This is a genomic window from Sphingobacterium lactis (assembly GCF_051951495.1).
Lineage (GTDB): Bacteria > Bacteroidota > Bacteroidia > Sphingobacteriales > Sphingobacteriaceae > Sphingobacterium > Sphingobacterium lactis_A.
Window position 1 is genome coordinate 1,331,322 of record NZ_JBNHAS010000001.1, and the last position, 12,561, is coordinate 1,343,882.

The following is a 12,561-nucleotide window of genomic DNA, read 5'->3' on the forward strand; positions in this document are numbered from 1 at the left end:
CAAAGCCGATTTCATCGGCTTTTTTTATTTTTATACTATGAAAGTAATTGGAATTATACCAGCTCGCTACGATTCAACTCGTTTCCCTGGAAAACCTTTAGTAGACATCAATGGAATGACTATGATACAAAGGGTTTACAACCAAGTAAAACATGCTGCATCGCTTTCTGAAGTAGTTGTGGCTACGGATGATCAACGAATTTTTGAACATGTACAAAGCTTTGCTGGGAATGTTTTAATGACCAGTAAAGAGCATCAATCTGGAACTGACCGTTGTGCCGAAATCATTAACAAGGTGTCGGGATTTGATGTTGCTATTAATATCCAAGGTGATGAACCTTTCATAGATCCGCAGCAGATAGACCTTCTGGTTTCTTGCTTTCAACAGGAAAATACACAGATCGCAACCTTAATCCGTAAAATTGAACAGCTCCAAGACCTTGAAAACACGAATAAACCCAAGGTCGTTATCAACAACAAACAAGAAGCTGTTTATTTCTCCAGACAAGCTATCCCCTATTTTCGAGGAAAAGATATGCGCGATTGGTTAAAGGAAATGGATTATTATAACCACATTGGTATATACGGATATCGTACTGAAATCCTCAAAGAAATCAGCAAACTACCGGTTTCTAAACTTGAACTTGCAGAATCTTTGGAACAACTTAGATGGATAGATAATGGATATCAAATTAAGACTGCCATTTCCAATCATCTAAACGAAGCAATTGATACGCCTGAAGATTTACAATATATCTTGAAGAAATACTTTTCCTAAGGCAAAAGATGATCGTGATAATCCACTTTTGGCAATAAATCCATAATCGGCTGATAATCTGCTAAACTAAGTCTAATCATATCTTTGATAGCATCAGCTAAATCATTGATTTGTTCCCGACTCCGTATACCTAATACCGAACAAACTACTGGTTCATGCAATAAGGGATATTTTAAGGCCATGGCCAAAGTAGAAACCCCTAAATCCTTTGCTGTTTCTTTTAGTACCTTCTGTATTTTAACCACATCATGAATGGATATGCTGAGGTATTTTTGCGCAGCCTTAGTCAGCATTAAACCTTGTGCAACGGTGCCACGTGCAAAGATAGAAATAGCGTATTGCTCCAATTGCTTAAAATAAGCTTCTGGTCGACGATCCAACAAGCTGTACTGCATCATATTGGAAACCATTTGACTAGCTGACGCATATTTAATGAACACATTAGGACGAATGGATGAAATCCCATAATTTAAGATCTTCCCTTGTTGCTTTAGAAGATCGAAAGCTTCTACAATTTCATCAAAAGGATCTTCTATGGTTCCTCCATGTAGTTGATACAAGTCGAGATAATCCGTATTCAGGCGTTTTAAGCTACCCTCAACAGCTTTTATGATATAGTCTTTTGACGGAACCCAATCCCAACCTGAACCATCATCTTTCCAACGATTACCAACTTTAGAAGCCAGCTTCCATTCGTTTCTTTTGGATTGAATCAGCCTTCCTAATAAAGCTTCATTTTCTCCCTTATCATACAGGTCCGATGTATCCAAATAATTAACACCCAGCTCCAAGGCTTTATCTAGAATATAAGTATTGGTTCGGTCATGCCCTTGCATAAGGGACATCGCACCAAGACCAACTTCAGAGACGGTTAAATCACCCTTAAAGAGTTTGTTTTGTTTCATTAGTAGCAACTTTCTTCACTTTTAACAGTTCCACTTCAAAAACCAAGGTACTGTAAGCAGGTATAGGACCGCTTGCTCGTTCTCCGTAACCCAATTTATAGGGAATAAAGAATTTATACTTCGAACCTTCTTTCATCAAAGGAACAGCAATTTTCCAACCTTCAATCATTTCATTCAAGGTAATTTCTATTGGTTCTCCTCGATCATAAGAACTATCGAATGTAGTACCATCTGTCAACATGCCTTTATAGTGAACAGTAATGGTGTCTTCCAATGATGGCTGTGGACCATTTCCTACTTTAATGACTTGATATTGTATTCCCTCAGGGGTTTCTTTAATTCCTGCTACTTGTTTATTCTTCTGTAAAAAATCTGCACTAGCTTTAATCAGCTTATCATTTTTCTCTTTTGTCACGCGTTCCATACCTGTACGAATAACTTTCTCTTTTTGAGATTCAGTAAAGGCCAATGACTTTCCATCTAAAACATCCTTTATTGCTTGGCTTAGAACAGTTGAATTAATTGGGATTTCCATCCGCTTAAGGTAAGAGGCTAAGTCTTGCCCTAATGCATAGGATAAGGAGTCATTCGTGGTTTTTAGTCCCTGTGCATGGCAAAAGGAAGTAGCAAAAATTAATACAATTAAGCTTAGGTATACTTTCATTAGGATTTATGATTTTCAATTATTTTCTCAACAATATCATCTGTACAATCTGGATAATCTACTCGCACGCTCGCCTTGGCATTTAACCAAGATTCGATTTCCAACTCAGATTTCTTTTTTAAACTTTTGATTACAGGTACACCTATCTCTTCCAATGATGCAGCATTTAAATGCTGCTCATATTGATTCTTCATAGGTATAACCAATAACTTCTTCTGCAAAAATAAGGCTTCTGCGGGAGTTTCAAAGCCCGCACCACATAAAACCCCCGATGAGGTAGCCATAGACTGTACAAAAGCATCGGAATTAATCGGATTAATCGACACGTTTTTCAGTTTAAAAGGTTTTTTATTATGCTTGGAAAACACCTCCCATTTGACATCTGGAAAACGAGATAAGTGCTTCAACAAATGTGCATCATCATAGGAAGGCAAGTAAACGGTATAATGTCCAAGATCCTTTGGCTCTAACTCGCGAACCGCCTGACGAATAACAGGCGTAAAGATATTAGAAGCATAGGACTTAAAATGAAAGCCGTAAGAATGTGTAGCTGGCGCATAATTCTTCATGATAAACTTACCCAGCATATCCGTCTCCTCAGGCTTAGGACTTGCAGGATCAAATGCACCTATTTGATGGCTTAAACCTATACATGCCTTCTCTCTAAAATAACATCCCCATGCTGAAATAGGCTCGAAATCATTGATTACTAAATCGTATTGATCGACCGGAACCGAATTCACTTCCTTCACGAATTTACGAACCGTAGAACTCATAAAAGTTCTCCATAAGTCCACCCCTCCGGTTTTCCCAAAAATGAAACTTAATCCATGATAACGGTATTTAACCTCGAATGGTAAGTTGATATCAGCTTGAATACCGCTGACGATTACATCCACTTCCGCATGCTTACGTAAGCTCGGAATAATATCAATGGCGCGACATAAATGCCCATTTCCTGTGCCTTGAACAGCGTATAGAATCTTCATTGAACGCAATAAATTGATATCCCAAATTAACAATATTCAACGAATAAGTAAACGTTTAAATATTAACATTCCATGAATTAATTCCCTATTTTCCGTTAATATATTGTAATTCAACATGAAACACAGTCTACTCCTTTTTATAATTTTATTGAATTGTGGCCATTTTCCTAACTGGGGCTTTCATGCACATAAGCTAATAAACGAATTTGCCATATACACCCTCCCTATGGAATTAATCCCTTTTTACAAAAACAACCTTCATCATATCCGTGAAATGGCGGTAAATGCCGATAAGCGAGTTTATATTGACACCGCTGAAAGCGAAAGACATTTCTTGGATTTAGATAAAGTGGAATTACCACAAGACTCCCTCATAGTTCCTTGGTATAAGCTAGAAAAAAAACAAAACCTAATCCGTAAATGGTCTTTCGGGATCATTCCTTGGCAAATTGATATTACATACAGAAAATTAGTAAAAGCATTTTATAACCATGACAGTGAAAAGATTATTAAACATTCAGCCGATATTGGTCATTACCTTGCGGATGCACATGTTCCCTTGCATAGTAGCAGCAATTATAATGGTCAATTTACCAACCAAATAGGCATTCATGCTTTATGGGAAACTCGTATCCCAGAAAAATATATTCCGACTTATAACCTTTTTGTTGGAAAAGCAGTTTATATACCAGATGTACTGGCATTTGCTTGGAAAACGATTAATAAAAGTCATAGCCTTTTGGATTCTGTCTTTGAATTGGAACTACAAACCCGAAAAGAAGTTCCCGCCATTCAGCACAAGGCCTATATCGTAAGAGGAAATCAAACGCTACATAATTATTCCGATACCTATGTTGATCATTACCATGATTTATTAGATGGAATGGTCGAAAATAGACTAAGAATGTCAGTTCAAGCAATAGGTTCGATATGGCTTAGTGCTTGGATCGATGCAGGACAACCTGATTTAACCAAAAGCAAACCTATTTCTGTCCTTCAAGATTCGATTCCCTACAAAGGGAAAACCAGTTTAGGTCGTGAAGAATGGCATGAATAATACAAACCTATTAATTAAATTTATTTCCATACATTTGGCAAATTTATAACGTATATGAAGCCTACAATAAAGATATTGCTAGCTCTTAGCAGTATTCCAAATGTATTATTAGCCCAACAATCCATTAGCGATAGCACGCGAATTCAAGAAGTTCTTATTCAAGAAAACAGACTTCAAATTCCGGTAAGCCAATCCAGTAGAAATATTCAAATTCTGTCCCAAAAGGACATAAAAGCACTTCCTAGCACCAGTATTAATGAAGTCCTGCGTTATGCAGCAGGTGTTGATATTCGTCAGCGCGGACCTTTTGGCACACAAGCCGATATTGGCATTGATGGTGGAAGTTTTGATCAAACCATATTGTTGGTGAATGGAATTAAGTTTTCAGATCCTCAAACGGGTCACCACATGTTGAACATTCCAGTCCCTCTGGAAGCAATTGAACGTATTGAAATCCTTCGTGGTCCTACATCGCGCATTTATGGAATCAATGGCTTAACTGGAGCAATTAATATTGTCACTAAAAAAGCAGAGCATTCCAATGCCTATGCGCAGGTATATGCTGGTTCTTCATTCAAAGACAGAAAAGAAGAAGATAAGGATGGAATCTATTACGGTCAAGGAATCCAAGTTGGCGGTGCATTTAGTGCACAAAGCCAACAGCACCAACTTTACCTAACCAAAGAAAAGAGTAATGGACAACGTTATAATACAGCCAGTGAAAACGCTAAAGTATTTTACCAAAACCAAATCAACCTCAATTCGCATAATCGTCTGCAAATGATGGCTGGTTATATCAACAATAAATTTGGTGCAAATGGATATTATGCTGCTCCAGGTGATAAAGAATCGGAAGAACATGTAGAAACGGTTCACTATAGTTTGGCATCAAGCCATGATTTGGGATCAAACTGGTACTTGAGTCCCCGCTTGAGCCACCGCTATAATGAGGACGATTATCGATACTTCCGAAACGATCTAAGCAAAGCTAGAAGTAGACACTATACACATACGCTATCTGCCGAATTAAATGCTCGATACCAAAGCAAATATGGTGATCTAGGTTTGGGATTGGAGAGCCGTCATGAAAAGATTAGCAGTTCCAATATTGGTAAGCATGACCGCAATAACTTTGGTGCTTATACGGAATTCCGTACCACGCAACTAGAAAACTTTATCATTAATGCTGGTGCCTATATCAACTACAATACAGATTATGATTGGCAGATTTTCCCAGGAATTGATGTAAGCTATATTATCAATCCAAATTGGCATTTAGCTGCCAGTTCCGGTTCTAGTCAGCGTATTCCTACTTTTACGGACCTATACCTTAACCAGAAGCCTGGTAATATTGGTAATCCTGACTTAATATCGGAGAACTCTTGGCAACATGACTTTAGCGTAAATTTCAAAAACCAACATTTTAGCGCAAAAGCTGGCTACTTCTACAGAGATATCCAGAATTTTATTGATTGGATTCGTGAAAGTACAGATGTTCCTTATCAGGCAACCAATCTTGGCAATAACAAAACGCACGGACTGTTAGCGAATTTCCAATACCAGACAGCTTTTCAAAATCAGCAGCTTTTTCAAGTTAGAGTAGATTATACCTACTTAAACCCTTCCATCATCAATGATTATCCAAATACGATCATTAAGTATGGCATTGAAAGTTTGGAACATCAAGTTATTGGAACCTTGCAATACCAAATCAAGGAATGGTCATTTAGTACAGCAAATCGTTATCAAGAACGTTCTAAAGGAAAGCCATATTTCATATCCGACTTTAGATTGGCCTATAAAAGAAATAACCTTTCCATCTTTGCTGATTTACAAAATGCATTTGATGCCGAATACATTGAAGTTGGTGCAGTACCTCTTCCTGGCAGATGGTCTAGTTTGGGTATCCACTACGCCATCCCTAAGATTTAACCCTTACATAGAAAATAAAAAAGCTCGAATCTTGTGATTCGAGCTTTTTTATTTCATCTCCTAGAGAGATTACATTTGTTTTTCTAATTTTTCAGTTAAAACGGATTTTGGCACCGCACCAATTTGTTTGTCTACGATTTCACCGTTTTTGAAGAATAACAAAGCAGGGATGTTACGGATACCATAACGAACAGAAATATCTGGATTGTTATCCACATTTACTTTTCCAACAACTGCTTTACCTTCATATTCTGTTGCAATTTCATCTACCAATGGTCCAACCATACGACAAGGACCACACCACTCTGCCCAAAAATCAATTAAAACTGGTTTATCTGATTTTAATACAACTTCTTCAAAGTTGCTGTCTGTAATTTCTAATGCCATATTCTCTTTATTTTTTGATTTATTAAAAGTATGTATTTACAAATATAAACAATACAAACCTTTTACAATTTATACGAACTTAACAAAATTTCTATAGCTTATCAATTTAATCTATAATTCACACCGTCCATCTCTTCCAGCCCATCCAAAAACTCATTTGTAATGAATATCTTGCGTCTTTTAACCGGCATTTCTATACTTAATTCATCCTGAACATCCATTATTTTGAATTTCAATTGACAATTTGCCTCCTGTCCCTCCACGGAAGTACAATTGATCAATCGCTCTAATTCCTGTATAAAATCAGCATCCAATACATGCAATGGAAACTGAATGGTGAAGCTCTTTGCCATCTTTTCCCGTAAATCAGAAAGTAGCTGTATATTCTTCAATTCAAAGCCCCAGTTGCCAACTTGCTTAAAGCGCTCTTGAACCAATCCTCGAATCTGTACAAAATATCCTTCCTGCAAATACCCTTTAAACTTCACATAATCTTCACCAAATACCATAATCTCATAGGAGTCAGAATAATCCTCAATAATAAATGACCCAAATGGTTTTCCAGATTTTGCCACTCGATGATTTGCAGACTGTACAATACCTCCAATAACCACTTCCTTATTCTTGATGCGATTAAACGCTAAGGCTACTTCAGGATCAACCTCAGAAGCCTTCATCTTATTGATCATCTGCAGCTCACTAACTTTATTGGCGCAGAAATGCTTGATTTCAAACTTATAGTTATCCAAAGGGTGACTGGTTAAATAAATACCGATGACATCCTTTTCATATTTCAATTTCTCAATTAAGCCCCATGGTGTTGTAGGTGATAATACCGGTTCTGGTAATTCTGCAGCTCCACCTGAGCCAAATAAGCTTGCCTGAGCGGAATTCTCATTCTCTCGGAATTTATGCGCAAACTTAATTGCTTTTTCTAGTCCGGTACTGTTATCGGTATCTGAACTGAAGTATTGCGCACGATGTGTATCATTAAAGGAATCAAACCCACCAGCATAAGCCAAACTCTCAAATGCCTTCTTATTGATCATCCTTAGATCTACACGTTTTGCAAGATCAAAGATAGATTTGTAAGGTCCATCTGCACGGCTTTGTACAATGGTTTCTACGGCTCCTGCTCCTACACCCTTCACAGCGCCCATTCCAAATCGTACCGCACCATCATCATTTACCGTAAACTTATAATGCGACTCATTTACATCTGGTCCCAATACTAGCAATCCCATTCGGCGACATTCTTCCATGAAGAAAGTTACCTGCTTAATGTCGTTCATGTTGTTGGATAATACCGCAGCCATATATTCTGCAGGGTAATGAGCTTTCAAATAAGCCGTTTGATAAGCAATCCATGCATAACATGTAGAGTGCGACTTGTTAAACGCATAACTTGCAAATGCCTCCCAGTCGGTCCAAATCTTCTCAAGTACCTTCGCATCGTGACCATTCGCCTCAGCTTGAGCAACAAATTTTGGCTTCATCTTATCTAGAACGGCCTTTTGCTTCTTACCCATAGCCTTACGCAGTACGTCGGCATCACCCTTAGAGAATCCAGCTAACTTCTGCGATAAAAGCATTACCTGCTCCTGGTAAACGGTAATTCCATAAGTTTCACTCAGGTATTCCTCACATGCATCCAGGTCATACGTGATAGGTTCAATACCATGCTTACGTTTTACGAAGGCAGGGATATATTCCATAGGTCCCGGACGATAAAGTGCGTTCATCGCAATTAAATCGGCGAATACAGTAGGTTTCAACTCCTTCATGTATTTCTGCATACCCGGCGACTCATATTGGAAGATACCTACAGTTTCCCCACGTTGGAAAAGCTCATAAGTCTTCTCATCATCAATAGGGAAACGATCTGGATCCAGATCAATATTATGGCGTAGTTTCACATTGGTTACCGTGTCTTTGATCAGGGTTAAGGTCTTAAGACCTAAGAAGTCCATCTTAAGTAATCCGGCACTTTCAACTACGGAGTTATCAAATTGGGTAACATATAAATCGGAATCCTTGGCTAAGGAAACCGGAACGAAATTCGTAATATCATCTGGCGTAATAATCACACCACAGGCATGTATCCCCGTATTACGCATAGATCCTTCCAATAAACGAGCTTGCTTAATGGTTTCGGCTTCCAAGCCTGCACCGTCCGCCAAGTTCTTCAGCTTATTGACAGCCTCCAACTCCTCGCTTCTCAAAGCCTCTTTTAAAGCCTTCTCTTCCATATTGAAGATCTTGCTTAATTTGAGGTTCGGAATTAACTTAGCGATCTCATTTGCGTCTGATAAGGGCAAATCCAAGACACGTGCGGTATCCTTAATCGAAGATTTAGCAGCCATGGTACCATAAGTGATAATCTGAGCAACCTGTGAAGCGCCATATTTATCAATTACATACTGCATAACACGACCACGACCCTCATCATCAAAGTCAATATCAATATCAGGCATGGAAACACGGTCAGGATTCAAGAAACGCTCAAAAAGCAAATCGTACTTAATAGGGTCAATATTGGTGATTCCTAAGCAGTAGGCTACCGCTGATCCGGCCGCCGAACCACGTCCCGGTCCTACTGAAACCCCCATCTTTCTTGCCTCCGCAATGAAATCTTGTACAATTAAGAAATAACCAGGATAACCTGTTTTTTCAATAGTCGCCAATTCAAAGTCTAAGCGCTCCATAATGGAATCATCAACTTCTTCATAACGCTTTTCAGCTCCAACATAGGTTAAATGCTTTAAGAAAGCATTCTCACCACGCTTACCGCCATCTACCAAATCCTCTTCAGATTGAAACTCCTCAGGAATCTCAAACTTTGGAAGTAATACGTCTCGATTTAGGGAGTAAGGCTCTATCTTATCCAGAACCTCTTGAATATTGATAATCGCCTCCGGAAGATTGGCGAAAGCCTCTTTCATTTCTTCCGTCGACTTGAAATAGTACTCTTGATTTGGCATCCCGAAACGGAAACCACGTCCTCTACCCTTTGGTGTGGATAGCTTCTCCCCATCCTTTACACATAATAGAATGTCATGGGCATGGGCATCTGTCTTATTGACGTAATACGTGTTATTAGTAGCAACAATCTTTACATTGTGCTTTTTAGCCAATTCAATCAAAGTTTGATTGACCCGATTCTCATCTTCTTGACCATGGCGCATGATTTCCACATAAAGGTCATCAGCAAATAAATCCTTCCACCAGATTAAAGCTTCCTCAGCTTGTGATTCACCAATGTTCAACACCTTGCTGGGTACTTCACCGTTTAAGTTTCCAGTTAATACAATAAGGTTATCTTTATATTGCTCTACTACGGAACGATCAATACGTGGTACATAGTAAAACCCTTCAGTATAGGCAATAGATGCCATTTTGGCCATATTATGATACCCAGCCTTGTTTTTTGCTAAAAAAACAACCTGATAACCATTGTCTTTTCTGCTTTTATCTTTACGGTCCTCACAAATGAAAAATTCGCAACCTACTATAGGCTTGATGTGCTGCGGAGTAAACTCCTCGCCTTTTTCCTTCGCTTCTTCGGCCTTTCCATCTTGTTCTTTATTATAACCCAACACTTTACTTACAAAGTGGAAGGCTCCCATCATATTCCCATGGTCGGTCATGGCTACTGCAGGCATTTTTTGCTTAGCTGCTGCCTGTACCAAGTTATCAATGGAAATAGTAGATTGAAGTACCGAGAACTGCGTGTGGTTATGTAAATGTGCAAACTCTGCTTCTTGGAACTTTAATAGCGTCTCCGGGTCAATTTCGAAATCATCCTCATCAACTGCCTCATTATTCCTCAATCGATCAGAAGCAGCTTTTAGGTTAATATGCTTTAATCCAACAGTCTCTATGACGTCAGGATTAGCTTGTTTAAAATCAACAAAATAACCAGTGTCAACCTGAAGTTCTGCAGGAGTAAAAACTTCTCGTCGAACTAGCTCAAAGAAACAGCGAGTCGTAGCTTCCACATCGGCGGTCGCATTATGCGCTTCGGCAAATGGTACACCGAAAAGATAGCTGTGTAATTCTGTTAAGGTAGGCAGTTTAAATTTCCCACCTCGACCTCCAGGCAATTTTAATAGTTCAGCAGTAACTTCCGTACAGGTATCCAATATTGGCATATTACCCATTGGACTATCCACCCCATACCGATAAAACTCACTTCCCATGATATTAAGGTCAAAACCAATATTTTGGCCTACCACAAATTTAGCCTTGCCTAATGCCTCATTAAATTTGTGCAATACATCTTCCAGCGGCACCCCTTTCTCGGTTGCCAAATCTGTCGATATACCGTGAATTTTCTCAGAATCATAAGGAATGTTAAATCCATCCGGTTTAATCAGATAATCTTGATGCTCAATCAATTTCCCCAGCTCGTCATGCAATTGCCAAGCAATCTGAATACACCGCGGCCAGTTATCTGTATCCGTAATAGGTGCATCCCATCGCTTTGGCAATCCCGTCGTCTCCGTATCAAAAATTATATACATATACTTTCCCTTCTGAACCAACAAATTTACTTAATAATTCCTTAAGAGAAACCCAATCCTGTATTTTTTGACAAGCTCGCTACCTACTACTATCATTATGAAGCAAATCCTTTTTTTAAAGCCTATAAATCAAATTTTGATTTGTTTTTAATCTTCTCCCTAAATCAATATAAATAAAATTTTCCTTGGAATATGGAACTATATTTACATTAAAGACTAGTAATCCTACTGAATTCTAATTTCGTAAAATTGCTGCGTTATTAATCTTCATCTTTTCACCCTATTTCCTTCCATATTCGTTATGGATTGGTTTTAGAACCCTAAGGAATTTCCTTGGATATGATAGGGATCTTATTCGGATCTCGTTCGGTCGGAACCGAACGAGATCCGAAGGAGTTCCGAACAAGTTCCGAAGAAGATCCGTTAGAGTATCGAATAAACCCCCTGTGAGAGACGATGAGACAACAGACAAAAGACATCAGAAATAGAAAGGAGGATAAACTAAAGAAAGTATATTAGAAAATGTGCTGTATTACATGGATAGGTTTGTTGCTAATGACACTACCAACCTTGGTTTAGAAATAAATAATCCTTTGGATTAATTCTAATAAAATTTTATTAGATTGATCAATGTATTTATCGTGTGGTTATTGCCAGTAATTGGCTCTTTAATTTATATTTTCTCTGTTCGCAACCATCTGGAAGAAAGAGAAACGCGCAACTGGTCTTAACCAATTGCGCGTCTCAAAATATTCAAACACATTTATCTTAATTCAAAATCACCACTTCTACACGTCTATTTTTCTGACGTCCTTCTGGTGTTTTGTTATCTGCAATTGGTTTAGTCAATCCTAAACCCCTTGTTGAAATTCTTGATTCTGAAATACCCGCATCTACTAGGAATGTTTTCACGGAAGCAGCACGTTTATCTGAAAGCCATTGGTTGTAATTTGCTTCACCAGTAGCATCAGTATGTCCATCCACACGTACTTTGGCACTTGCTTTATCGGCTTTCAATACCTTAACTAATTTGCTCAACTCTTTTTTTGCCCCTTCGGTCAAATAAGATGAATTGATATTGAACAATAAATCGGAAGATAAGGAAACCACAATACCTTCATTGGTTTCTGTTGCCGTTTCAAATTCACGTTTAACATTCTTTAGTCCATCTTTGGTTCCATCTTTTGAAACGACAGCTCCTGGGTTTACTACCATAGACTGTTGTTTACAAGAAAACAACGTTAAACTTGCTAAAAGAATAAGGGTCAAAAAGTTAATTTGCTTCATATTTTCTGTAGATTGCTTGTTTCGTTAATTGTCGTAAAT

At 38.3% G+C, this 12,561-nt stretch carries 9 protein-coding genes; 3 read left to right on the plus strand and 6 right to left on the minus strand.

What is annotated here, in order from left to right:
- Positions 1 to 37: 37 nt before the first annotated feature.
- Entirely contained in the window at positions 38 to 778 is a 741-nt protein-coding gene (kdsB, locus tag ACP6L2_RS05740) for a 3-deoxy-manno-octulosonate cytidylyltransferase (RefSeq protein WP_440508322.1), read from the plus strand.
- On the opposite strand, the gene ACP6L2_RS05745 is transcribed toward kdsB, so the two are convergent.
- The 3 genes from ACP6L2_RS05745 to ACP6L2_RS05755 are packed head-to-tail and all read right to left on the minus strand — an operon-like array spanning position 775 to position 3,336.
- Positions 775 to 1,683 (minus strand): aldo/keto reductase, encoded by a 909-nt coding sequence (locus ACP6L2_RS05745; RefSeq protein ID WP_440508323.1) that lies wholly within the window; start codon positions 1,681 to 1,683, stop codon positions 775 to 777. The genes kdsB and ACP6L2_RS05745 overlap by 4 nt on opposite strands.
- On the minus strand, positions 1,661 to 2,347 hold the full coding sequence (locus ACP6L2_RS05750; protein ID WP_440508324.1) for an FKBP-type peptidyl-prolyl cis-trans isomerase: 687 nt from the start codon (positions 2,345 to 2,347) through the stop codon (positions 1,661 to 1,663). The genes ACP6L2_RS05745 and ACP6L2_RS05750 overlap by 23 nt, the downstream gene beginning before the upstream one ends.
- Positions 2,347 to 3,336, minus strand: a complete 990-nt coding sequence (locus ACP6L2_RS05755; protein WP_440508325.1) for a glycosyltransferase family protein — start codon at positions 3,334 to 3,336, stop codon at positions 2,347 to 2,349. Before ACP6L2_RS05755 ends, ACP6L2_RS05750 begins: the two co-directional genes overlap by 1 nt.
- 226 nt (positions 3,337 to 3,562) lie before the next feature.
- Between ACP6L2_RS05755 and ACP6L2_RS05760 the strand changes: the two genes are divergently transcribed.
- Both ACP6L2_RS05760 and ACP6L2_RS05765 read left to right on the plus strand, forming a co-directional pair.
- A complete protein-coding gene (locus ACP6L2_RS05760) occupies positions 3,563 to 4,393 on the plus strand; it encodes a zinc dependent phospholipase C family protein (protein WP_440508326.1) in 831 nt (276 codons plus the stop codon).
- Positions 4,394 to 4,447: 54 nt separating this feature from the next.
- The gene (locus ACP6L2_RS05765) at positions 4,448 to 6,325 is read left to right on the plus strand and encodes a TonB-dependent receptor plug domain-containing protein (RefSeq protein WP_440508327.1); all 1,878 of its coding nucleotides are present in this window, start codon (positions 4,448 to 4,450) and stop codon (positions 6,323 to 6,325) included.
- A gap of 69 nt (positions 6,326 to 6,394) precedes the next feature.
- Here the strand turns inward: ACP6L2_RS05765 and trxA are convergent, their stop codons facing one another.
- From trxA to ACP6L2_RS05780, 3 genes are all read right to left on the minus strand, one after another.
- Positions 6,395 to 6,712 carry a thioredoxin gene (gene trxA, locus ACP6L2_RS05770; RefSeq protein ID WP_344674150.1) on the minus strand — a complete coding sequence of 106 codons (318 nt, stop codon included), beginning with the start codon at positions 6,710 to 6,712 and terminating at the stop codon, positions 6,395 to 6,397.
- Positions 6,713 to 6,813: 101 nt separating this feature from the next.
- Complete coding sequence (gene dnaE / locus ACP6L2_RS05775) at positions 6,814 to 11,235, minus strand: DNA polymerase III subunit alpha (RefSeq protein WP_440508328.1); 4,422 nt, start codon at positions 11,233 to 11,235, stop codon at positions 6,814 to 6,816.
- A gap of 768 nt (positions 11,236 to 12,003) precedes the next feature.
- A complete protein-coding gene (locus ACP6L2_RS05780; RefSeq protein WP_440508329.1) occupies positions 12,004 to 12,522 on the minus strand; it encodes an OmpA family protein in 519 nt (172 codons plus the stop codon).
- Between the last annotated feature and the right edge of the window lie 39 nt (positions 12,523 to 12,561).